Below are 24377 nucleotides of genomic sequence, written 5' to 3' on the forward strand. Positions count from 1 at the left end.
AATTATCATCAAAGAGTATATTTTTTTATTTTTTTGACAATATTTTTTAATTTTTTGAACCATTACAGTCTTCAAAAGAAGAAAACAGTATTATTTTTTGAAAAAATTAAGTCTTGCGATTGAATAGAGTCACTTCATCCATATTGATTGAATAAAAGCCTCAAACCTTCAAAAAAGAGCAAAAAAAAGTGTCGGCTATTTTGAAATAACCGACACTCAAATTTGAATTTGTCTTTTTTTAAAAACTTCAGTTTGAATCCTTTTCCAACTCCAACAACTCCTCAGAATAAGCCATCACCTGTTCCCTTGACCATAACATCGGACGAAGTTGTCCATTGAGCCACATTCCAATTTGATCGTTGTAGTGTTCGTGTCCCACATGCCCTGACTGACCAGGAGGCATCACTGCCAGGGAATTTTCGAGGTTCCCCATGTCAATAATCATTCGATACGAAGCACTATTGAGGGATTCGTTTTCGATTTCGCCATTCACATTTCCGACTTGCCACGGTGTATCACCATCACCTCCAATCGCAAAAGGACCAATATTGAAGATAGTGTCCAAAGGTTTGCGAATCCCGAGCGAATGGGCAAAAGTCAATTGCCGAACCTGTCCCCATTGCCATGCGGAGACATTGTTTCCGATATGTTCTTCCAACCACTTCATCGCCTGTTGCAGGCTCCGAAGCAGCAAATCTTCCCTGCCGCCCGCTTGTTGAATCCACCAATTATTAGGGTCTTCCAACATTTGCAAAACCGTTGTTGCATCGTGCCCAAAATATTCATTGCCTGTATTCAAAGGAGGATTGATGCCCCGCCCCAAGATGTTTTTCATCAGCTTTTCGCCCACTGTTTGTTCCAAAATGTTGCGGGTAATGTAGTATCGGGTGATTTTGTAGATACAGCCCCCAATACTTTCTTTGGTGAGATAACCATCCCAATGCGCCAAATGATACAATGCTTTGGGAAATGTTTGTTCTCCGATGGTGAGGGCATTGTAGAGTGTTTTGTAAATCTCTGCAAAGGCTTTGCCAGGGATGCAATACAAATCCATTTGCAGTTGTTTACAGTCGTTGACCGAAACCTTGCTTTTTTCCTCCAATAAATCTGCCAAACGTTTGGCACGATAGCCATTCATCCATGCATCACCCAAAAAATAGGGATAATCATCTTCTACTACTTTATTATTAGCAGTCAATACATAACCTTTTGCAGGGTTTAGGCTGTGCGGCATTTCAGCAAAAGGAACTGTGCCTATCCAATCTCCTTCACCCGTCCAGCCCAATATTGGCAGCTTACCATTGCCGTTTTTGCGTATTGGCACTTTGCCTGTTAGCCAATAGCCCACATTTCCTTTGGTGTCGGCATAGGTGAGGTTGAATTGAGGAGCATCCATAAAACTCACTGCATGAACAAAATCTGTCCAATTCTTCGCTGTATTGAGTTGCCACCAAGCCTGCATCAATCGAGCAGGTTGCTGCAATGCCATGGATTGAAGGGCAACCCGCTGCTCGGTTTTTTCGAGCATATTGGAGATAATCGGGCCATGTCGGGTGATGATAACTTTCTGAACATGAGGATTTTCTTCTCCTTTGATGACAATTTTTTCTTTTTTGACCTTCGCCTTTTTCCAATCTTTTCCGACCTGATACTTATAAGTACCGTCATCTTTGAATTTTTCGATAAATAAGTCTTCGCAGTCGGTAAATGCTAAGGTGATACCCCAGCCAATGTGTTCATTGTGTCCGATAACCACTAAGGGAAAACCTGCTACTGAAACTCCTGTGGCATGGTATTCAGGGCAATGCAAATGGTTTTCGTACCATATCGCAGGAGCAGTTAATCCCAAATGTGGGTCATTGCAGAGGAGGGCGTGATTGGTGGTGGATTTTTGGGGAGAAATTGCCCATGAATTACTACCTCCATTTTGTTGGAGAAAAGGATGTTGGGTCGCATTGAAGAAGGCACTATCGGCTAAGTTATTGACTTCAATGCCTTTGGCTACAATGCACGGATTGTTTTTAGAGTAGTGAATATCCAATTCTTCGGATCTTTCTATGCCAATTTTTTCAACGATTTGGTGTCGAATCCAAGTGCTGTGCCAGCCGTGTGACATCTGCCAAGCCATCAAGCGACTGTACGCCATGCTGTCTTCCAGTGTCCATTTTTTTGGAGTGACTTGTGTGAGGCTAAATTCTATCGGAAGTTGATCTCTGTATTGCTCTAAATATGCATTGATTCCTGCAATATGAGCTTCCATCAAAGCACAGGTCTTGGGACTGAGAAGGGGAATGTCTTTTTTGCCAATGCGGTGGAAACCAAGTGTGCGGGCGGTGACGTCTAAATCCAGTGCATCTCGACCAAATGCCTCGCTGAGTGTTCCCGTAGCGGTTCGCCGACTCAATTCCATTTGCCAAAATCGGTCTTGTGCGTGGACAAATCCTTGTGCAAACAGCAAATCGTGAAGGTTGTTGGCGTAAATGTGCGGTATGCCCCAATGATCTCGGTAAATTTTGATGGTATCGTGTAAACCCTTCAATTGCAGCGAACCACTTGTTTGAGGAAGTGCTTTTTTGCTGAGTTGGTGAATGCCAAGTTTGCCGACTTTGCTGATGAAATTGTAGAATAAAGACATTGGATTGTGTTGTTAGTTTTGTTGGAGGACAAAGTTAAGAAAGGAAAAGGAATGAGTGAGGAAATGAAGGAAATTCCCAAACATCTATTTATCTTACATCATTTCAAAAATTTTAAATCTTTTTTTATTATGCAAATTCTCAACAAATCAACCAACTTCAGTTTAATAAACCAACTAAAAACCCAGAAGCTGTTTTATTGTTGCTTCTTTTTGGGGTTTCTATTTACGTCTAACCCATTGATTAGCCAAACCATACAAAATTCTGCTACTACACTCACCAAACTGTCTAACAATCGCATCAAGCTAGAATCACCAGTTTCTGAATTAGAAAATAATAAGTTTGAAATAAAATTTTCAGAATCTAATGTTCAAATTTTAGATAACGGCAAATTATTAAAATCTGTTGCAATAGAAACTTCAAAGCAGAATCAATTTGAAGTTTTTGGAGGAGGAGGAGATGACCTGTTAAGCGTTGATTTAGCGAACTCTAATTTTCCTTTCTATATCAAATTCGATGGACAAAACAACTTTTCGGGTACTGTGGGGGATGCACTCGAAATCAAAAACGGAAATGCTGAAAATGCTGTTTACTACTACTACAACAAAACAGATGGATTGATAGAACTTGATGATTCCAAAATTGAATATTTTGGACTTGAACCAATTATTGGAATAGCTGCAGCCAATGCAACACTAAATATGCCAAATACATCCAATAACGCCGTTTTATCTGATAGTACAAATCCAGGAGAACTTGAGCTTACTGATTCTGGTGCTACTTTTGAAAATACCATTTTTCCCTTTCCTACAAGTAGCCTGACATTCAATGGAGGGGATATGGCAGATGAATTAACAATAAATGACCTTGGTACTTTGCCGACCTCTATTACACTTACGTTTGACGGAGGAGCAGGAAATGATGTTTTGATAATTGATGCAATGGGAGAAACATACACCGATAATGGTACAAGTATCCAAATAACGGGTTCTTACACTTACAATTATACCAGTTTCGAAACTGTTACGGTCAACAATGGCACTTTACTTTCTGGTGGTGTACCCACCCTCTCCGAATGGGGATTAATCATTCTCGCTTTGTTATTGATGACTTTGGGGGCTTTGTATTTGGTACAACCTAAGTGGAGAAACAGCCTCGAACAGGAATAGATTACAGAAAGGAATTTTCTTGTGCTTCATGTACGTATAGTGTGATTCTTTTCGTAAACGATTCATGTTCAAATCTTAATAAAATCAAAAGCCCTATCTGCATTGAAGTAATGTAGGTGGGGCTTTTTTATTTATCTACAAACTTCTCATGGTCTTTGATTAATCTCAAAAGCATTTTGTCGGAAAAAGAAGTAAACGCTAAATCTACGAAGGTAAAAATATTGAAAATCATTTCTCGGAGATTTTTTCGTTGATTGATACGTGATTCAACTGCCACTTTTTGTTCAATCGAAAGTCCAGACATATCTTTCAACTCAGAGTCGCTTGCGCCCAAAAACTGAAATGCAATGGCAGTTGCCATTTTTGCAGGGTTGTATTGGTTTTTTACCTGCAAAAAATCTTTCATCAACACATATTCTTGCTTCTTGATGTCCAGTTCTAAGCGTTTTTTAGCCAGCAAGAGTTTTTGTTTTTTATTCATCTTTAAGGTCTTTATCTTTTAAAACAAAAGAGAGGAAAAAATTGAAAAAGAGGTTGTAAAATCTTTTCCAAAAAACGATACAAAGAATGGTGATAACGACATAAAACAGCAGCAATACGGAGAAACCCAATGTCCACGAACCATAGTGTTCTGCAATCATTACCGCCCCTAAGATATTGAGAAAAAACACCAAAGAGGTAAGCAACATAATGATAATTGCCAACGCAAGGGAAAAAGCAGAAGCAGAAGCCGTTTTTTCCAGTCCATCCAGTTTATAAAACTTCAATCGAAGTTCGATATATCTTTGTACATCAGCCGCCAGCTTTTCAGTAATGGCTTTATTTTCAGTTCCTGCTTCTTCTTTCATGATATTATTGCGTGATAAGATTTTAGTTACAGATTGGGATTACAACTCGACTGTGTTAGAACTTCCGTTCACTCTTTTTGCAGCCTCTTCCATCATTTCTTCTGCGGCTACTCTCAATTCCTGCAATTTTTCCATGTTCTTTTCAGCTTGTACCTCAAGTTCTAATTGCATCTGTTTTGCTTTTTTACGCAATTTTTTGCGTGTTTTTTTGCCGCTTTGAGGTGCATACAATGCTCCGATTGTAAGTCCAATGGCAATTCCGAAAATTAACATCAATATTGAACGCATAACTTTTTGGGTTTTAATTGTTAAAAAAAAAGTAGGAGTGTAAAATTACGAAATAAAATTGAAAATAAATCCAGCATTTTTTATTCATTCTACACGCATTACTGTACTATTAATGCTTGAAAGGGCATAAACGTTCACCAAATAGGTGGAATTTCACAAAACTTCTTAAACCTTCCCTCAAATAATAGGTCTTAGCATATTATAGGAATTTACTGATTGATTCATGCGTATCACTCTAAATTTCCCCTCACTTGCTTTGCTGCAATCCCTCTACTCCACTTTCTTGATTACAACGGAATTATTCCAATCACCAAAAAATATTGCGGATCTATGCAAGTATTCTTCAACCTTCGATGGACATTCAGCTGTATGCTCACATTATTTGCAGCTCTTTTGACATTTCAAACCACACAGGCCCAAACAACATTGGGCATCAGTGCCGAAATTGGCGCACCATCTTTCCAACACCAAGCACAAATACCACTCATTGCAGGAGTAGCGGATATTCCACTCGATTTGAGCCAAAATACGGCTTCTGGTTTTGGTGCTTCTGTTAAATTGCAGCACAAAGTAAACGATAAGGTAGCTATTTTTGGAAAAGTGGGCTTCCTTCAATTCGAGAATACCAACTTTGGCAATTTGGGAGATGTCGGCTCTGTAATAGGCAGTTTGACCAACCTAAACGCTACTGTCACCGCCATTCCAATGCAAGTCGGCACAAAAGTGTATTTAGCAGAGGGTTTGTATGCGAGCGCAGAAGTAGGCGCACATCAAATCAGCACCAAATTATCAGCGAATTTATTGGTTAATTTATCTGCAAAAGAATCGTTCACCGAAATGAGTTTTGCACCAGGAGTAGGTTATGAAGTAGATTTGGGAGGCGTATCTTTGGATTTGGGTGCACGCTATCAGATGGTCAAAGGTGGCTTCAACTATTTGGGAGTCAATGTAGGTATGAGCATTCCTTTGGGCTATACGGTGTATCAACGCTAAAAAATAAAAAAAAATCCATCCATTTTTTTAAACCCTCCTTTACAACCACAGTCAAACTTACCGAATAGCAAGAATAAAGAAAAAATAAACCCCATTTAGAAGTACCCTGGAAAGGCTTCTAAATCAACAACAAAAAAGAGTGAGTGGTTGCATATTTATGTAAAGGCATCTATCCGAAAGGAAGGTGCCTTTCTCTATTTGTGGAAACTTCAAAAGCTTTTGAAGTTTATTCTTTAGAGATTCTCCAAATCTCCAATTAAAAATCCCTACTTTTAGTTTTTATTCTCATTACAATTTCGGCAGCCATCATGACCATTCTCTCTCTTGCTCCTCCTTTTATTGCCATCATCCTTGCGATTCGCACCAAACAAGTATTCATTTCTCTACTATTTGGTATCTGGCTGGGCTGGATTATTTTGCATGGCGGCAATTTACTCACAGGCAGTTTCGCCACCGTTCAGGCATTGGTAGATGTGTTTCAGGATGAAGGGAATACACGGACGGTTATGTTTTGTGCATTGGTTGGTGCTTTGATTGTGTTCATCCAAAAATCGGGAGGCGTTGAAGGTTTTATCAATGTGGTGAATCGTTGGATGCAAAAAAGGGAAGCAATGGGAAAAGGCAAGAGCCGTGTTACTGTGCAATTGTTGGCGTGGCTCACGGGTCTATTGATTTTTGTAGAATCTAGTGTTTCAGTATTGACCGTAGGCGCATTGTACCGCCCAATATTTGATAAAATGGGTATTCCTCGTGAAAAACTGGCTTACATTGCCGATTCAAGTTCTGCACCTGCTTGTATTTTGATGCCCTTCAATGCTTGGGGGGCGTTCATTATGGGTTTGTTATTGACACAAGGCTTTGAAAATCCACTCAGTATGCTCCTTCAATCTATGGTGTACAATTTCTACCCCATTCTCGCCCTACTTTTTGGACTTGGTATCATCTTCACCCAAAAAGATTTTGGAGCAATGGAAAAAGCCGAAACCAGAGCAAGGGAAGAAGGGAAACTATTGGCGGATGATGCGGTTCCAATGATGAGTTCCGATATTACCCTCCTCCAAACCAAAACCAACGTCACACCCAAAGCCTTCAACATGATTATCCCTATTTTGACAATGGTTGTGATGATGCCCATCATGTTGATTTACACAGGCTGGGAAGCAGCTATTGCAGCCCTTCCAAATGCCAATGGATTTGAAACGGCTCTTTTTGCCATCGGCAATGGTTCAGGTTCTACGGCAGTTTTGATGGCGGTCATTACCTCGATTCTCATCAGCATGACACTCTACAAGATACAAGGCATTTTTGGGATTCGTGAAATGGTCGATTTGTCCTTAGAAGGCATTGCAGCCCTCTTACCGCTTGCCCTCTTGATGGTTTTGGCATTTGCCATTGGAGCAGTTTGTAAAGAATTGCAGACAGGACTCTACATTGCCACTGCCGCCAAATCTTGGTTGTCGCCTGCCCTTGTGCCTGCTATTGTCTTCTCTGTTAGTTGTATTATCGCCTTTTCGACGGGTACAAGTTGGGGAACATTTGCGATCATGATAGCGATTGCGATGCCAATGGCGCAAACTATGGGGGTGAATGTTCACCTTGCTCTTGCTGCCGCTTTGGGGGGGGGAATTTTTGGTGACCACTGCTCACCTATTTCCGACACCACTATTTTGTCTTCAATGGCTTCGGCAAGCGATCACATTGACCATGTTAAAACGCAGATGCCCTATGCTTTGGCAATGGGCGGAGTCAGTTTGGTTTTGTATTTGATATTGGGATTTATTCTCTAATCAAATAAGCAAACATCACAACCAAAAGCACAGACAATATCTGAAATTTTAGCCTCCAGTTTGAATCCACTTTCACTTCATTTCCTTTGTTTTCCAACGAATTACTCCAAGCAATGAAAGCATCCGCCATTGGCAATTGCCCAAAAACATATCTTTTCTTTGCATTGAAGGTATAAGCCACTCCAAAACCTTCGATACAATTTCGAAGCCCCTCATAAGTATCCCAACTTTCGTATTTTCCCATTGTTCTTTGTCCAACTATCGAAGCTGCCCCACCAATACCCAAAATCACGGGGCCAGAATCAATACTGCCTCTCCCACGTTGCCCTTTGGCATATTCTCGTATGCCAAGCAAGAAAAACCTCGAATCAAGGAACAGTTCTTTGTAGCGTTTAAACTGCTCTTGGGCAAACCCACCATCTATATCCTTCAAAAAATTCAGCATTAAACTTTGTGAAGAACCTCTTGCTCCTTCAAATGTGTTTCCAGAAATAGCTTCTACCGAATGTGGAATCAACCCTGTTTCAACATCCAGCTTTTGCCTCACTTTTATTACCCATTCTTCAATAGTGCTTTGGTATTCTTCTTCAAATATTTGGTCATGAATATTGATAGAAGCCATTGCGACCATCATATCCGCAGGCCAAGCCTGACCATGATAAGATTCGAGATAGGGAGAGTTAGATTGGCTCAAAACAGTGGAAATTTGACTGCAGTATTGTTTGAATAAGCGAATATCACTGGAATCTCTATCTTCTTCTGATTGTACTGCCAATTTGCTGCCCAACAAGACATTACTCCATCCTTTATAAAATACACCATAGGCTAAAGGTAGGTTTTCGGGAAATATTTGTTTGGCCTTTGGTGAATTCACTTCTTTGATTGACCACGAAATTTCATCTATCCCTTCTTTGTAGATAGGAGAATCCCTATCAAGATAACGAATCAAATTGCACCAACTCAACCCATATAGTGAGTTAATAAACACAAAGCCTTCTGGAAACAGCGATTGCATTTCATCACCTGCGCCATTTCGGAGGGCAAATTTCAGAAAATTCAGTTGCTGATAAACATCCTCATTGTAAACACCTCTATCCGTGGCCTTAAAAGTAGGGTGATAATACAAGGAATAATTTAGATAGATTATACCCAACAGCAGAAGTACTGGAATGAGTTTTAAGCACCACTTTAAAAGCTTACTAATCATTTTTAGTTCTTTTTTGAAAACAACTCCCCAATCATCCGAAACGGAAAAGTCAGCGTCCGCCAGACTTTTTGATGGAAAGGACGACGGGTTTCAGTAATGTAAAATTCCTGATTATAACGGATTGCTGTGATTTCGATATCCTCCTAACGAAGCCGCGATTAACAAATTCTGTAACCAGTCATGATGATAGACAAATCCGTTGAGTCTTGCCGCAGGACTGATTAAGACAGCTGATTCATCCCAAGCCTGTAAACAAGAGGGTGAAAAATTATGAAGAAGGGCAAAAGCTCTGAAATTATGAGTAGTGCTAAGTATATCTCCATGAAACATTTGGGAGTTGTTGGCATGTCTATTCATTGCCCTCATGGATCTATCTATCATGTTGGAGGTTTTGTGTGCTTTGGGAAAGTCAAAATGTGCTAACCACTTGTTTTTCTTTTTACAGAGTTTAAGAATATTATCTTTCATGGGGCAGGAAGGCACATTCTTAGCTGTCCATTCCCGAAGCCTTCTTATATGTTGTGCGAATTGTCTTTTTGAAGTAGTTCGATAAGCCTTCCACACCTTATCTGCTGCTGTATTGAAATAGTCTTGAATCTTTTTTGTAGCTCTGTCTCTAATTTTTAGAAAGGCGTGTAAGAAACATTCAATGACTTGAATATTTGGATAGAGTTTTTGCCATGCGTTCTGTGTAGCTGTCCACCCATCTGTATTTACTGTATTAGGTTGGTAGTCAGATGACACATCCTCTGCTTCTTGTTTGAATACACCATAAGCTTCTTCCAAAGAATCCGCATCTGCGCCAGAAGAAACTTCCATACCTAAAAAACAGTTTTGTCCCACAGTTGTAGCCACATAAGCTTTTTTACCTTGTATTTTTACATGGTGTTCATCTGCTAAAATATCGGAAGGTAATTTTTCTGGGTCATGGATGGTTGTGCCTACAATGCTATAATCACTAAAACAATTATAGAGGCGGTACCACCACATCGCATTGTATCCAAAAGCAAATGCCAATGCCCAGAAAGGAACACCGAACCGCTTTAAGAACAAGCCTTTAGAAGCTATATACGTCTTCGCTCTGCAATAAGGCAGAATGAAACTTGGGCGTATTTGATAATTTTGTCCCGCTACTTTTATTTTTCGCATTTGGATATTCATTTTTTTCGACGGCCGAGTTTTGCCGTTAAGCACATAACCTTTAGTCATTTGTGCAGGAAATAACTCGGGGCTTGTTGCCCATATTTCGCTAATTATTTGGCGAGCTATTTTTGGGTCGTTTAAAAATGAATCGTATTTATTTTCCAAAATCGGTAATACAATCGTACAATTTTTGTTAATTTGAGATGCCATTGAATTTGCACTTGTTTGGTTCGTACTTTAAACATAAGCTTTTTCAGTGGCTTTTTTATTATCACAGCAAAACGTTACAATCAGTAAAATTCAATGATTTCTATGCCCTCATTGTCCAATTCAATCCGCATATTTTGAAGTTGATTTACCGTCAAATCAATAGGAATTTCTTGGGTATTGAAGCCGATGTAACTAACCACTAAAACAACACTGTCCTTTTTTTCGATAAAAGGCATTTGCTCCTTCAAATCCAACTCAAACCTTCCTTCAATATTGGTAGCAACACCAATTTCGGTATCTTTTATCCACAAGGTAACGCCTATCAATGCTTCATTGGATTTTGCATCAACGACTTTGCCACTTATCAAAAAAGGGTTTGCAGCCACTTCCATTTTCGCCGAATCTTGCTTACTTTCGGTTTTTAGGCTTTTGTCCACAGTCATTGTTTTGATTTCTACTACTTCCATATTCGGCTTACTTTCATTCGTTTGCGCCAATAAATTTGCAGCAGAAGACAAAACTCCAATGCCCATCAACAGGGATTTGGCATAAGCAAAACGGCTTTTTGAAGCAAGCATTTTACCGCCACCCAGTTGTTCTTCTGAGTAAATCCCACACAAGGCTCCCGTTTTGTAGGCATGCATCACTGCAATTTCATGGGGTGTTTTGTTCCGAAAATCTACAATACATCGGTCACACTGAGCGCACAAGCGTCCACCTTTTATCGAAGGCATTTCGTCCCAATATTGATTGCAGTGAGAGAGTTGGGAGAGGTTTATTTTGTTGATAGCCATGGGAATGAAAATTGTATGGTGTCGAACTTACGCCCTTTGAACTTGCATTTGAGCCTTGAATTTTGAATTTGAAGTTTTCATTCACCGCTTCAATTGTCGGTGAAAATACCCCTGCCGCATCCGAAAAACCCAACGGTTGCCCTTGCTCAAAGCGGGTACGCCCAACACTTCACCACATTCCAAACAGGTCAAATTTGGTACATCTTTCACCTTTTCATATTCCGAATCCAACAAAGCCACCAATTCATCAGGTGCTGCAATGTTGGCAAAATACAAACGCAAGATGCCTTTTCCAGCACCGTATTTGTGGTAAGTTAACAAATAATTGCCACATTTTCCGCAGCTTATGTCGAAGGTCTTGTGTTTTTGTTTCATTACTTCAATACAGTCACATACCCTTGTCGCTGCAATGTTTCGCCCGAAAACAAGGTAATTTCAGCCACATATACATACACACCTTGCTCCACAAATCGAAGGTTGTGCAAACCATCCCAACCCTTCAAACCATCTCCTTCAAAAATTTTCTTTCCCCAACGAGAATACACCTGCAAAATCACCGATTCAATATTACGGCCCACAACTTGAAATCGGTCGTTTACATTGTCTTCATTCGGGCTAAAAGCCGTTGGAATCACCACTTCCTCCTCCTCCCTATCCGAAAGAATAGTGATGCGAATAGAATCTCCTACGATGCAGTCATTTTCATTTTGTGCCAACAAATAGTAGGTCGTACTTTGGGTTGGAGCAGCAGTTGGGGTCAAACAATCATTGCAGCTAAGTGCCTGAATAGGTTGCCATTGAAAGGTAAAATTACTGCCATCTGTAGAAGTTGCATTGGCTTCAATATTAACCGACTGCCCCGCTTCAATGCTTTGGTTTTCGGTCAAAATGTCCACATTTAAGTTGGCTTGATTGAAGGTTTCTTGAAAAGTTGCTGTACAGCCGCCATTGCTTACCAACAATTCGATTGTGAAACTATTGGAGTTCGTAGAGTTGGTAAAAACCCGCACCGAATCGGCAGGGCCATCGAAGGGTAATTCAATAACTGCTTCCCCTTCAATCACATTCCACAAATAATTCACCTCCTCCCCTTTTGAGTTGCCGTTATAAAACAATACATCTTCTCCCGAAAAACACTCAAAAGTGCCCAAACCTTCAAAACTTGCCTCTGCTCCTGGCATAACTTCAATTTGTTTGGTCATCGTAGCTTGGCAAAGCCCAATATTGTCCGTAATATCATGCGTAATGCTGTGCATACCAACCCCTGCAATGTTTGGGTCAAAAACGGCAGCACCTCCTGTTGTCACAACGCCTGTTCCACCAAAAGTGCTGTTGCCTGAAACCCCTGCAATTGGCATCAAGGAAATAGGACCATCGGTGATGCAGTATTGTTCGGGCAAATTGAAGTCGGGATTGGGTGGTGGAAAAACATTGAAGGTATAGGAATCCAAGCTATTGCAGCCATTTTCATCTTCAAAGGAGTAAAAAAGTTGGTAGGTGCCTACTCCCAAATTGGAGGCTTGAAAGTTTTGTATCAAATTGCCGTTGATAAAAAAATCAGCATTTGCACCCAAATTACCCATTGGGGTGACAAGGGTTTCATCCGTTTCGCAATATTGCGCTGACAAATTGCTTTCGTCAATGACCGCATTTTCTCCAACCCCTTCAACTGTAATGGTTTCTGTCACACTGCCACATCCTGGAACGGTATAGGTGATGTTGAAACTGCCAGGAATCACCGCAGGATTGAACTGACCGCCTATGAATCCTGGCCCCGAGAAAGTGCCTCCCACAGGATTGCCAATCAAAGTAGCGGGCAAACTTCCTCCACAAATATTGAAGCCGCCCAAGTCGGTGTTTACTCCTTCAATGGTGAAACTCGGCCCTATTTCGATGGTGCGAACAATGGCACAACCGTTTGAAGTCGTGTAGGTAATGTCGTATTCGCCCGCTTCTGAAGGAACAAAACCTGCTCCAATCACATCTTCTCCACTGAATGTGCCTCCTGCAATGTTGGCTTGTAAACCGAAGGGTGCATCTTCTAAGCAGAAAAAGCTGCCACTTTGCCCATTGACATTGAAGAAAGTACCTATCGTAATTGTTTCGGTGACGCTGCAAGCATTGACAGTATAAGTGATGTCAAATTCTCCGATAAATCCAGTAATGGGCGGGCTGAAAGTATTGCCCGATACATGCAGACCGCTAAATGTGCCTCCTGCGGGTGTGCCTGTGAGCGTATAGTTGAGATTAGCAGAGGCTGCAAAACAGTAGTCCGAAATGGGATTGCTGCCTGTTACGCTGAACGAACATTGGGCGTAAGTCATTGAAGGTAAACAAAAAAGTATCAATAGCAGGGTAAAATAAAACCGCATGGGATTGTTGTTTTAGAACAGAAAATTAGAGAAATTCAAATTAAAAACTCAAATACAAATTCAACTAATCACTTGAAAATAAACAAATTGCTTTTCATAATTAATTTATTTTGGTTTTTCTTAGTGTTTACAAAAATACGGAAAAGTATCTTAGGACACAGATTTCGCAGATGACAAAGTTTTGGTCAAAAAAGCCGTTTTCAATTCCCAAATCAAACAAACACACACTACAAAATACTCGAAACCAACTAAATATAAATTTTCAGTATAAGCATCGGTCAAGTAGGTGTAGTAGGTCAAAACCACCATACCCGACCACACAATGGGAAATCGAAAGGGGGTGAAAATACAAAGTGCCACCAAGCTAGAAACGTACCAAGGATGAACAATGTTGGCAAAGGCAAAATAAATCAATAGTGCGAAAAGGAAGCCTTGCAGTAATGTTTTCAGATGGGCGGCAACCGATTTTTCATTTCCCCAATTTTTGTTTTCCCAAAAAGCCATAGCCATAATTCCAACCAAGGTCAAGATGGCTAAATTGCGTCCTGCTGTTTGGATGATGTTGTAGCCATATACTTGATAACCAATCCATCGGACGAGGTAGTAGATACTGGCATTGAACTCAAATTTTTGGAAATACAGCCCAATGCTTGACAGCAGATTTTGAAGGATGTCGAAGGTGAACAAAGGCACAAAACCGAATAATGTCACCATTCCTGCAATGGCACCGTACAAAATGCCTTTACGCCAACCCAATAAGCGAATGAAGAAAGGCAAGAAAATCATTGGAATAAGTTTGGAGCTGATTGCCAAACCCATTGCAGCGGCAGAAAATACCCAACTTCTCGTTTTCACTTCCACTTTTGGACTTCCCACCATGCACCGCCAAAATTCTTTACCCCAATGTTTGTAATCCATTACCCACTGTCCTATGCCCAACGTTTTTCGCCCACCATCCTCCATCCTTCGTCTTTCGTCTTTCATCTTTCGTCTTGCTTCTTGCTTCTTGCTTCTTGCGTCCAATAAAAACCAAACTGCTAATAAAATGAAAAAAATCATGGCTGCTTCAAAATGCACATTCCCAGTCAATTCCACAATTACCAAAGGATTGAGGGCATACAACAAGGTTTTCTTGGGCTGCAATCCCAACCTTTGCACCATCCGATACAAGAGGTAAATGCTGCCTACTTCAAACAACAACAAACAGGTTTTCATCAAAGCTGTTGCGCCATACAGGTCATTGGGGAAAAACGAACAAGCAAACCAGAAAATGAACTGACAGACAGGTGGATAGATGGTGAAATATTGAGGTGAATTGAGTTGGGAATAGAGTTCGAGGTTGATATTGTTGGGAATCAAACCTTGATAAGTTCCATCTATGAAATGAATGGGTAGTGCTTCAAAAGGACTGATGCCATTGCCGAGTAAACGTCCGTCCCAATTGAAGCGGTAAAAATCGTCGGATAGATTGGGAAGGGCAAACAACAGCAAAACACGAAACAGAATGGCGGCAATTAACAGAAAGCGATAGGTAGGAGCATCTTTCACAGATTGATACAACAGCCCATAAGCTAAAAACAACACACCAAACAAGGCAAAAACTTGATAGACCTCAGTGCGGAGTGTGCGGTAAGCCAAAAGATAGTAAGCTGCAAAGGAAAGCAAGACTAAGAGGGTGGTCAATGCTTTGGGTTTATTTTTTTTGAAGTTCAACGGCCTGCGTTTTAGAGGTCAAATTATTTGTTTTCCAATGCTTCTAAACCTCCTTTGAGGTTGTACAAGTTTTTGAAGCCCAACATGGCCATATAATTACAAGCATTGACGCTTCTCATACCAATTCTGCAATAGACAAAGTAGTGTTTGGTTTTGTCCAATTCATTGATTTCTTCTACAAAATCTGGATTTTTGATATCAATGTTGAGTGATTCTTCCAAGTGAAAATCTGCGTATTCGGTTGAAGTCCTTACATCTAAGAGGATGCAGCCTGCGTTTTGCTTGCTCATTTCCAAGAAAGTAGCGGGCATTAGGTGTTGGAATCTCGTTTTGTTCATATAGATTTGAAATCGGATGAAATGGGTTGAATCGTAAAATTAAGAATGTGTGATGGCAAAAGTCTTGAAGTTTTTATTTATTTTCGTCTTTTGTCAAATAAATTCAATTTTCGAGGGCTGATAGTGCCATGAAAAGCAGTTGTCCTTCTACCTAAAAAAATAGTGTTTACTATGGATATTGTTAAAGTTTTTGCGACCATTTTAACCCTTGCGGGAATGTTTTTACTCATTTTTGCCTGTTTTGCAGTGATGAAAGGCAGCGGCACTTTGCTCGGTGTGCAAGTAGAAAAAATGGGCTTTTTAGCTCCTACCTTTCTTGGAGGTATTTTCTTTGCAGGTGGCCTGTACTTGTTTCGGTATTTGATGGGAGCAAAGAAATAGTTAATAACCAAGTTGTTATTTTATTTTTCTGCCTTGCTTGTGTTTATTAAGAATGAACACAAGCAAGGCTTTTTTATGCCTGTTCTTTTGTTTGAATCACCCAAATTTGATTCCCTTCAATATCATTGACCGCCCCATAATAGAACTGCTCTTTTGCCTCAAAATTGATGTCAAATACCAATATACCACCATGTTCTGCAATGCGCTTGTAAAAGGTTTTGATGTACCAATCAACCAGTTTTTGGTAATCTTCTGCAAGAATGACAACGTTTAGTAATTTGAGATTCATTGTTTTGTGATTTTATTGAATTGTATCCTTTGATTATGATTCCTCACTATCCTTTCTATCAAGTCCAAATAGGATAGCTTAATGCAATTGGAGTACAAGTTAAATTGCTTTCCTGTGAATATTGAGTAAATAGGCAAATAGAATTTAAGCTCTAAAGAATCTTTATAATTTACATTTCTCTTATCTGTACCTGTAAAGACAAAGTTGCTTTTTGTTTTATCAAAAATCAAAGGAGGAATAGCAAGTAAACTATCCCCGTTAATGATTGGCTCTAAAAGTGAACTTTGGATAAAATGGTCATTGGCTAATGTCTCAAAAATATCCTCTTGTTGAAATTTTTCAAATGGATTGATTGTAGCCAATCCAATCCCCGTTCCGCAGTCAAAACCAGAATTTTCTTCTACAATCCCATGAGGTAGGTTCAACCGAACTCTTGTTGCATACCCAACATCAAACAAAGTAGAATCTTCAATATTATAAAAGAAAGCTTCATTTCTGTACACAATTAAGTTTACAGGAAAAATAGAATTATTCCGAATCGTACAGTCAAAATTTCCGTTTTCTTTTTTTTGAATATGGTATTCAAAACTTCCCAAAATATCCTCTGTTATTTCTCCCATTTGAGGCATAGCAGTAACATACTTCAAAAAATATCCTCTTGTAAACTGCAAATCTGCAAAAACACACAAGAGTAAGAGCAGGAAACCAATGCTCACAATTTTGAGGAAATGTTTGAAAATGTTCATATCAAACTTTAGAAATTTTGTTGCAGTAAATTAGTCTTTTACTTGAGTGTTCATCCCTCCATCTTCTCCTCGACCCAATCCAAAAAATGAAAATACGAAAAAGCTCCAGCTTCATAAGGGTTTTCCTTCAGTTCGAGCAGTGACTCATGCAAATCTTCAAAAGCTGTTTGCAGTTCAGATACATCGTTGATTTTCGAAAGATGTTTGAAGAAAGTGAGGACTATGTTTTCGACTTGATAGAGTTTTTTGTGTTTGTAGAGGTAGCGATAGGCAGAGCGAGAAGTGTATTCAATTAGTAAATCGTTGTTCAACTCAAAGTGAATAAGTAGGTCGAGGATTCGGGTGAAGCTGCCAATATCGGGTGATTCCTTGTCCAGTTCTTTGAAGCCCAAAAGTTCGTTCACCTCATCCAAAGCTGCATCATACTCCTTCTGATAGAAGTAAGCAGCCGCCATATTGAAGCGATTGCGAAAAACCCTATCTTTCTCATGGTCAAATATTTCAGGATTGCAGGCACGAACTTTTGGAATCATTTCGTACGCTTTTTTATAGTGCTTCAGCTCCAAATAATACGCCAACAGTGTTCCTTCCAATGTGTAAAAAATATTGGGGCGTATTTGAGCAACTGGAGCAATCACTTTTTCATTTCGCTTTTCCAAAATCAACTGGGCAGTCACCTCCAATTCTTCGTGCTTGTTGAGTATTCCTTGAACAAACATCAGATTGTTGAGTGTCATTAAGTAAATAATTGGTTTAGTTTCGATGTATATATCGTTTTCTCCAAACAATTCTACTTGTTTTTGCATCTGCTCATAGACCGCTTCTGAGTTTTTGAAGCGTAGGTGATAGTTCGTCCAGATTTCATGGAATTGGTATCGAGTAGCAAAGGTGATAGCTTTTGTAGAATCTTGTAACAGAGGATGCTGCATGAAATCTTTCCAAGATTGTTCGTTTTGTTCCTCTCTCACCTTAGAGCCACTATTTCCCAATTGAAGGTACTGACCGTACACTTTGCGGTAGTCCTCCATGTTTTGGATGGCGTTGAGGGATTCTTGGATTTTTTGGTAGAGGTCAAAACGGTCTGCCGAATTTTGAAGGGGAAGTAGCACAACAGACATTAGATAGAGTTCATATAGAATCCAATCGTCTTGGTATTTTTCAGCAAGTTTGAGGGCAGCGTCTATCCTTTTTTGGGCTAAATCAGTTGCGCCTCTGTCCTTCAATGCTCGAATTTCACGAAGCATTTGCAGCAAGCGGTTACGGTTGTTTTTATTGGAGTCGTAATCCGCTAAACTACTGACAATCAAGTTCAACAAATAGTTTTTAGCCACCGAAAATTGTTTGACAAATTTTTCTTTTCTAAATTTTTTGAGCAGTTTTTCCTCATCATATTCCTGCTGTCGGTCTATAGCATCGAATAGCTGCAAATAGGGATTGTCTTTGGAATTGTCATTTTTATAAGCAAACTTTTTGAAGTAGGCCTTTTCAGTTCGGGTGAGGGATTGAATGAGGTCAAACAAGTCGGTATTGGTAGCCATCTGTACGTCTTATTTTGGTGAGCTTCAAAAAGAAACTACCAAATATACACAGATATGGCTAAAAATCAAATGGCAAGCCTTCCTAAGAATGACTTGCCATTTATAAAAGTATTAAAATGGAAATAAGAATTGAAACAAAAAATTTCTAAAACCTCATTTCCATTTTTATTTATTTACTACCAATCCTTGCCATAGGTATTCCCATTGCTGTCCTCCATGTAGTAGTCATAGTCATCGCTACCGCTCATATCGTCAATCATTTCCATCGTATTCATGTGCATTTGCTGTGTACGATTCATCTGCATGTTGATGGTATTGTTAAACGCATCCATAGACATACCCGCAGGTACTTCAATGTGTTGAGTAGGTCCGACATATACGGCAGGAGCAAGGAATTCTTCAACAGGGCCACTCATTTTGTGGTTCATTGTCCAAAAATCAAGCGAGAGAATTCCATTTTCAATTTTCCAAGCCCCCATAGATTCACCTCCAACATCGGTAGTGACTTTGAAGTAAAAATAAGGCGAAAAATCCATCACTGTTTTGTTGCCTGCTTCATCGTAGGATACCCATACTCCTGCAATTTCGCCCTTGCTGAGGTCAGGCTGTTCTACTTGTTGTGCTATTGCAGTAGTTGAAAAAAGAAAAACGGTTATTAAAATAGAAATTACAAATTGAAATGTTTTCATGATACATGTTTTTGAGGTAATAAAAATTTCGTTTCTTATACCTACAAATATCACTCAAACGTTTTCCAATATCGAACCTAAAAAACGCATTTTGTAATATTCAATCAAACTTAAAAGTGCTTAAATCTACTGATTATCAGCAAAATGCAGAACCACTTCTTTTAATGTTCAAACTGATTTTTACTACAAAAAAAATACTTCAAAAGCAGTATATCAGTATATTTGGGGTCTTTGATAAAATCTGTGAAAGGAAAACTACCTTCTAAAAGCAGACTTCACCTCTAAAAAAAGACTTCGGAAGTTTTAATCTTTGAAAAATTCAGGTTTGTTAAATTAGTTTTTTGAATTTTGTAGAACTAAACTTCCGAAGTCTTTCTATTGTGCTATTTTCACTTCAGTTTTTATTTTTCAACGCATGTACCAACACATTTTTACAGAACTGCAACAAAACAAATCCGTCTTTGAAAACCTCCTCAAAAACACTCCCAAAGCCGCCTATACTTGGAAACAAGCTCCCAAAAAATGGTGCTTACTTGAAATCATCTGCCACCTCTACGACGAAGAAAGAGAAGATTTTAGGGTGCGACTGGGGTTGGTATTGCAAACGCCCGAAGTCACGCCGCCACCCATACATCCAACGAAATGGGTGACAGAACGAAAATACATGGAGCAAAATTTTGACGAAAAACTACATGGTTTTTTGGAGGAACGGGATAAGTCCATCGAATGGCTGCAATCTTTGGAAAACCCTCAATGGGATAATGCCTACCAACATCCTAAATACGGCCTTTTCTCTGCCCGATTTTACCTCACCAATTGGCTCGCCCACGACTACTTACACATGCGCCAAATCACCCGATTGAAGTACGATTATTTGCAGCATATTTCTGGTGAATCGGTGCGCTATGCGGGGGAATGGATGTAGCAACGTTTTACTAAAATGCCTCTATATTAATCAATTAGTTGAGAATACTTTAGATGCTTCTATTTTTGAAAACATTGATTTTGACAGGAATCTATATTCTTAACACACACAAACTTTCAAGATTTACTTTTCAAAAAATACTTGTCTATTTTTCGGTTGTGGTAACTTGGGAATTGTTCGTTCTTTGTGATTACTAAGCCTCGAACAGGAATTATTTACAGAAAGGAATTTTCCGCACTAAATACAGAAGATTTTCATCATTTAAGTGTGATTCTTTTTCGTAGCCGATTTTCCAAGGTCTCGGAACAGGCTTTGTTCAAGGCAGTACAACAATTTAGCACTTTACAATAACCAATCTCCAAAAACATGCACATCCAAAACCCAACCGACATTCAAAAATACTATCAAGCATTGGTAGAAAGAAATGAGCAATATATCGGCATTTTTTATGTGGGTGTAAAGACGACAGGCATTTTCTGCATCGCTACTTGTAGGGCGAGAAAGCCCAAATTGGAGAATGTGGAGTTTTACACGGAGGTCAAAGAACTGCTGCAAGCGGGCTATCGCCCCTGCAAAATCTGCAAACCCACCCAAAATGCCGACCAAGCTCCCGAAGAGGTATTGAAGGCAGTGAAAATGGTTGCTAACAGTCCCAAAGAAAAAATCACCGACTACACATTGACTCAAAATGGTTTGAGTCCAGAGTTTTTGCGGCGTTGGTTCAACAAACACTATGGCATGACTTTCCACGCCTATCAGCGCATGATTCGCATCAACCTTGCGTTTCAGGAGGTCAAAAACGGCAAAACAGTGACGGATTCTGCCTTTGATACGGGCTATGAATCACTGAGTGGCTTTGGCTATACCTTCAAAAAGGTCATCGGAAAATCCCCACAACAAAGCAAAGGTCAAAACCTCATTTACATCAGCCGATTGACCACACCTATTGGTCCCATGTTCGCCTGTGCGACCGATGAAGGTTTGTGCTTGTTGGAGTTTGTGGAGCGCAAAATGCTCGAAACCGAATTTCGGGATTTGCAGCACCGCTTGAATGCCACGATTTTGGCGGGTGAAAATGACCACATTCGGCAGGTCAAATGGGAATTGACGGAATATTTTGCAGGAACTCGCCAAACTTTTGAAGTTAGGCTACTCACGCCTGGTACAGCTTTTCAACAGAGCGTTTGGCGTGAATTGTTGAAAATTCCCTACGGTACAACTCGTTCTTACCAAGCCCAAGCCGAAAAACTCGGCAAACCCAAAGCTGTCAGAGCAGTCGCCAATGCCAACGGCTGCAATCGGATAGCTATCGTAATTCCTTGCCATCGGGTGATTGGCAAAAATGGACATTTGACGGGATATGCGGGTGGTTTGGAGCGAAAAAAGTGGTTGTTGGAGCATGAGGGGCGGCATGGAAATCAGGATTAAAAATCGAAACGGAAAAGTAAACCATTGAGCATTGTATGTGTTGTAGTTTATTAAAAAAGGACTTATGAATAAACTACTTACACTTTTATTGGTATCTGTCGCCTGCTATCTATTTTCTCCAAAGGTAAACGCTCAAATAGATGAAGATCAATTGGGCGCATGGTATATGTACTTTTGGAATACTGGCTTCAAAAATAGTCCATGGGGATTGCAGGGAGACATTCAACATAGAAATTGGAATCTTGGAGGTGACTTAGAGCAGTTGTTGCTTCGAGGGGGCATCACCTATCAACCCGATAATACACCTATAAAATTCACGCTGGGCTATGGCAATATTACCACAGGTACTTTTGGTGACTCCAAAGAAACAACTTCCGAAAGTCGTATTTACCAAGAAGCCTTAATTCCTCAAAAATTAGGCAATCGTTTTCAGCTTACCCACCGTTTTCGTTTTGAGCAAAGATTTGTCGAAAACCAAGATTTTAGAACCCGTTGGCGTTACAACTTGTTTTTGAACGTTCTGCTCAACAAGACGGAAATGGAGAAAGGCACAATCTACTTTGCTTTTTACAATGAACTATTTATCAATGGTGAAAGAGGAATAGGGGATGGGAGAGAAGTGCAGATATTTGATAGGAATAGACGCTATACGGCTTTGGGGTATTGTCTCCAAAAGGGTCTAAATATTCAACTGGGCTTTATGGAGCAAGCTACGGATGATTGGACTAAAGGACAGATGCAGTTGAGTGTGCATCAGAAGTTTTGATAAAAATTTAATGCGGCGAACAAAATATATATTTTTCAGATAGCCGCCGTACTATGGCAAAATTGAAGTAAAAGAAAGCGGGCTTACATTCTGCTGTTAGGAATCGTTTAATTTTCAAAAATAACGATTTTCTCTGTATTTTTGACATTCTTTTCATGTGTTTCAAAGAAATATGTTATGCAATCCAAAATATACACCTTCATCTTATTTGTGCTTTTGGTTATTTCTCCTCCCATTTCGGCTCAATTTACTGAGGTCAGCATAGAATCGGGAATCCTTTTTCAGCATACAAGTGCGCTGATGATAGGTGGAGGCGGTGTATTTTTTGATTACAACAACGATGGTTGGGAAGATATTTATTTAGCAGGTGGTGGTGGAAGCGATGCTTTGTACCACAACAATGGAGATGGTACATTCTCTAATATTTCTGAAACGGCGGGACTAAAAAACCTTCCTAATTATCAAACTACGGGGGCAATTTCGGCGGATATAGACAATGATGGTTTTCGGGATGTTTTTGTGATGACTTGGGATACACAGCCCAATATGATGTTGCACAACAATGGCGATGGCACTTTCACCGAAATCGGTCAGCAAATAGGAGTGGCAGATGTTTCTTTTTCAATGGCCGCCTCGTTTGGCGACTACAATGTGGATGGTTATTTAGATCTGTATGTGGGCAATTATTTGGAAGAAAATGGGGGTTACGATGCGGAAAATGGTTTTGGACATGAAGGATACCGCAATTTTTTCTACATCAATCAAGGGGATGGAACATTTGAAGAAGTGGGTCAATTTTATGGATTGGATGATGCAGGGTGTGCGCTTGCAGTTGCTTTCACGGACTATGACAATGATTCGGACGTGGATATTTATGTGGCCAATGATTTTGGAGAATGGGTACTGCCCAATTCGATTTTTGCCAATTCATACCCTACCGACTTTTTCTCCAACTTCAATACGATAACTGGATTGGATATTAAAATTTATGCTATGGGAATTGCAATTGGCGACTACAATGAAGATGGCTATTTCGATTATTATGTTTCCAATTTAGGACGCAATCGCCTCCTTCAAAACCAAGGGCTCAACCAGCGTTTCTTGGATTTGGCTATTCAAGCAGGTGTCGACAACACTTACAGCGGCATAGATTCTTCAACAGGTGATGTACTTTTGGCAACAAGCTGGGGTACAGCCTTTTTTGACTATGACAATGACACCTACATCGATTTATTTGTGAGTAATGGACATATTCCCGCAGTCAACGATCTAAAAAATTCGGAAGTTGACCCCAATAAATTGTACCGCAACAATCAAGCGAATGGTACTTTCACAGATGTATCGGATGATATGGGTGTGGCGAATACCGATGTTTGTAGAGGAATGGCTGTTGCAGATTACGACAATGATGGCGATATGGATATTTTGGTTGTAGGCATTTACGATGCTGGTAGAGAGTTCACTTCTGAAAACCATGTTCTTTTGTACCGCAATGATTCTCCTCCTGCCAATTGGCTAAAAGTAGAATTGAAAGGAGTAACCAACAACAAACAAGGAATTGGAAGTCATGTTGAAGTAAAGGTAGATGGGCGGACTTTTATGCGAGAGATTGATGGAGGCAGCAGTCATGCTTCTCAAAATAGTACGATTGCTCATTTTGGTTTGGGAAATTACGAAATGATTGACGAATTGAAAGTGCGTTGGTTGGGTGGAGCAGAACAGGTCTTTACCAATATTGCAGCCAATCAAACGGTTATTATACGAGAAGGAGAAATGACTGCTATTGAAGAACATACGTCTTCTTTATTGCAGTTGACCAGCCAACCAAATCCATTCAAAGAAAGTACACTTATCAGCTATTCCCTGCCAAAATCTTCAAAAGTTTCTTTGGCTATTTACGATGTAACAGGTCGTTTGATTCACCAAATAGCAGAAAACGAACAGGCTGTGGGTAAACAAATGTTTGATTGGCAACCTTCTGCAAAATTAGCTGCGGGTATTTACTTTTGCCAACTGATTACTGATTTTGGAATGGCTTCCCATCGTTTAATCGTAGAATAGTGCTTATCAATAAAATTGTGAGTCTATTAAAAACGACTTTTGAAGTTTATTCTTGAAGA

The 24377-nt window shown here is 39.8% G+C and carries 23 protein-coding genes; 8 read left to right on the top strand and 15 right to left on the bottom strand.

Features of this window, described 5'->3' with window-relative positions:
- Positions 1 to 247: 247 nt before the first annotated feature.
- Positions 248 to 2635 carry a penicillin acylase family protein gene (locus R3E32_16425; GenBank protein MEZ4886323.1) on the bottom strand — a complete coding sequence of 796 codons (2388 nt, stop codon included), beginning with the start codon at positions 2633 to 2635 and terminating at the stop codon, positions 248 to 250.
- A 237-nt stretch (positions 2636 to 2872) separates the two neighbouring features.
- Here R3E32_16425 and R3E32_16430 point away from each other — a divergent pair, with 237 nt between their 5' ends.
- Entirely contained in the window at positions 2873 to 3802 is a 930-nt protein-coding gene (locus R3E32_16430) for an IPTL-CTERM sorting domain-containing protein (GenBank protein MEZ4886324.1), read from the top strand.
- 127 nt (positions 3803 to 3929) lie between these two features.
- On the opposite strand, the gene R3E32_16435 is transcribed toward R3E32_16430, so the two are convergent.
- From R3E32_16435 to R3E32_16445, 3 genes are read right to left on the bottom strand one after another with little or no spacing between them, the layout of a single operon-like run.
- On the bottom strand, positions 3930 to 4283 hold the full coding sequence (locus R3E32_16435; protein MEZ4886325.1) for a hypothetical protein: 354 nt from the start codon (positions 4281 to 4283) through the stop codon (positions 3930 to 3932).
- Positions 4276 to 4650: a hypothetical protein gene (locus R3E32_16440; GenBank protein MEZ4886326.1), complete on the bottom strand. Its 375-nt coding sequence runs from the start codon at positions 4648 to 4650 to the stop codon at positions 4276 to 4278. Before R3E32_16440 ends, R3E32_16435 begins: the two co-directional genes overlap by 8 nt.
- A 39-nt stretch (positions 4651 to 4689) precedes the next feature.
- Entirely contained in the window at positions 4690 to 4938 is a 249-nt protein-coding gene (locus tag R3E32_16445; GenBank protein MEZ4886327.1) for a YtxH domain-containing protein, read from the bottom strand.
- 330 nt (positions 4939 to 5268) lie between these two features.
- Between R3E32_16445 and R3E32_16450 the strand changes: the two genes are divergently transcribed.
- Positions 5269 to 5931, top strand: coding sequence for an outer membrane beta-barrel protein (locus R3E32_16450; GenBank protein MEZ4886328.1), 663 nt, complete (start codon positions 5269 to 5271; stop codon positions 5929 to 5931).
- Positions 5932 to 6239: 308 nt separating this feature from the next.
- Positions 6240 to 7718, top strand: a complete 1479-nt coding sequence (locus R3E32_16455; protein ID MEZ4886329.1) for a Na+/H+ antiporter NhaC family protein — start codon at positions 6240 to 6242, stop codon at positions 7716 to 7718.
- On the opposite strand, the gene R3E32_16460 is transcribed toward R3E32_16455, so the two are convergent.
- The 7 genes from R3E32_16460 to R3E32_16490 all read right to left on the bottom strand — a co-directional run bounded on the left by R3E32_16460 (position 7708) and on the right by R3E32_16490 (position 15495).
- On the bottom strand, positions 7708 to 8925 hold the full coding sequence (locus R3E32_16460; GenBank protein MEZ4886330.1) for a hypothetical protein: 1218 nt from the start codon (positions 8923 to 8925) through the stop codon (positions 7708 to 7710). The two genes, R3E32_16455 and R3E32_16460, sit on opposite strands and share 11 nt — an antisense overlap.
- 111 nt (positions 8926 to 9036) lie before the next feature.
- Complete coding sequence (locus tag R3E32_16465) at positions 9037 to 10278, bottom strand: hypothetical protein (protein ID MEZ4886331.1); 1242 nt, start codon at positions 10276 to 10278, stop codon at positions 9037 to 9039.
- Between the two features lie 80 nt (positions 10279 to 10358).
- Complete coding sequence (locus R3E32_16470) at positions 10359 to 11072, bottom strand: carboxypeptidase-like regulatory domain-containing protein (protein MEZ4886332.1); 714 nt, start codon at positions 11070 to 11072, stop codon at positions 10359 to 10361.
- A gap of 81 nt (positions 11073 to 11153) precedes the next feature.
- Positions 11154 to 11447 (bottom strand): hypothetical protein, encoded by a 294-nt coding sequence (locus R3E32_16475; protein ID MEZ4886333.1) that lies wholly within the window; start codon positions 11445 to 11447, stop codon positions 11154 to 11156.
- Positions 11447 to 13444, bottom strand: coding sequence for a gliding motility-associated C-terminal domain-containing protein (locus R3E32_16480; GenBank protein MEZ4886334.1), 1998 nt, complete (start codon positions 13442 to 13444; stop codon positions 11447 to 11449). The genes R3E32_16475 and R3E32_16480 overlap by 1 nt, the downstream gene beginning before the upstream one ends.
- A gap of 150 nt (positions 13445 to 13594) precedes the next feature.
- The gene (locus R3E32_16485) at positions 13595 to 15157 is read right to left on the bottom strand and encodes a hypothetical protein (GenBank protein ID MEZ4886335.1); all 1563 of its coding nucleotides are present in this window, start codon (positions 15155 to 15157) and stop codon (positions 13595 to 13597) included.
- 23 nt (positions 15158 to 15180) lie between these two features.
- Positions 15181 to 15495 (bottom strand): rhodanese-like domain-containing protein, encoded by a 315-nt coding sequence (locus tag R3E32_16490; GenBank protein MEZ4886336.1) that lies wholly within the window; start codon positions 15493 to 15495, stop codon positions 15181 to 15183.
- A 171-nt stretch (positions 15496 to 15666) separates the two neighbouring features.
- Here R3E32_16490 and R3E32_16495 point away from each other — a divergent pair, with 171 nt between their 5' ends.
- A complete protein-coding gene (locus R3E32_16495) occupies positions 15667 to 15876 on the top strand; it encodes a hypothetical protein (GenBank protein ID MEZ4886337.1) in 210 nt (69 codons plus the stop codon).
- 73 nt (positions 15877 to 15949) lie between these two features.
- Here the strand turns inward: R3E32_16495 and R3E32_16500 are convergent, their stop codons facing one another.
- The 4 genes from R3E32_16500 to R3E32_16515 all read right to left on the bottom strand — a co-directional run bounded on the left by R3E32_16500 (position 15950) and on the right by R3E32_16515 (position 19138).
- A complete protein-coding gene (locus R3E32_16500) occupies positions 15950 to 16165 on the bottom strand; it encodes a hypothetical protein (GenBank protein ID MEZ4886338.1) in 216 nt (71 codons plus the stop codon).
- Positions 16162 to 16911, bottom strand: a complete 750-nt coding sequence (locus tag R3E32_16505) for a hypothetical protein (GenBank protein ID MEZ4886339.1) — start codon at positions 16909 to 16911, stop codon at positions 16162 to 16164. Before R3E32_16505 ends, R3E32_16500 begins: the two co-directional genes overlap by 4 nt.
- Positions 16912 to 16961: 50 nt before the next feature.
- On the bottom strand, positions 16962 to 18449 hold the full coding sequence (locus R3E32_16510) for a hypothetical protein (protein MEZ4886340.1): 1488 nt from the start codon (positions 18447 to 18449) through the stop codon (positions 16962 to 16964).
- Between the two features lie 176 nt (positions 18450 to 18625).
- Positions 18626 to 19138: a hypothetical protein gene (locus R3E32_16515; GenBank protein ID MEZ4886341.1), complete on the bottom strand. Its 513-nt coding sequence runs from the start codon at positions 19136 to 19138 to the stop codon at positions 18626 to 18628.
- 415 nt (positions 19139 to 19553) lie between these two features.
- Here R3E32_16515 and R3E32_16520 point away from each other — a divergent pair, with 415 nt between their 5' ends.
- The 4 genes from R3E32_16520 (at position 19554) to R3E32_16535 (ending at position 24318) form a co-directional block, all read left to right on the top strand.
- Positions 19554 to 20063 (top strand): DinB family protein, encoded by a 510-nt coding sequence (locus tag R3E32_16520; GenBank protein ID MEZ4886342.1) that lies wholly within the window; start codon positions 19554 to 19556, stop codon positions 20061 to 20063.
- A 366-nt stretch (positions 20064 to 20429) separates the two neighbouring features.
- Positions 20430 to 21491 (top strand): methylated-DNA--[protein]-cysteine S-methyltransferase, encoded by a 1062-nt coding sequence (locus R3E32_16525; protein ID MEZ4886343.1) that lies wholly within the window; start codon positions 20430 to 20432, stop codon positions 21489 to 21491.
- A gap of 64 nt (positions 21492 to 21555) precedes the next feature.
- Complete coding sequence (locus tag R3E32_16530; GenBank protein MEZ4886344.1) at positions 21556 to 22257, top strand: DUF2490 domain-containing protein; 702 nt, start codon at positions 21556 to 21558, stop codon at positions 22255 to 22257.
- 177 nt (positions 22258 to 22434) lie between these two features.
- The gene (locus R3E32_16535; protein MEZ4886345.1) at positions 22435 to 24318 is read left to right on the top strand and encodes an FG-GAP-like repeat-containing protein; all 1884 of its coding nucleotides are present in this window, start codon (positions 22435 to 22437) and stop codon (positions 24316 to 24318) included.
- The last annotated feature ends 59 nt before the right edge of the window (positions 24319 to 24377 follow it).

The organism is Chitinophagales bacterium, from assembly GCA_041392475.1.
In the GTDB taxonomy this organism is placed as follows: Bacteria; Bacteroidota; Bacteroidia; order Chitinophagales; family UBA2359; genus JAUHXA01.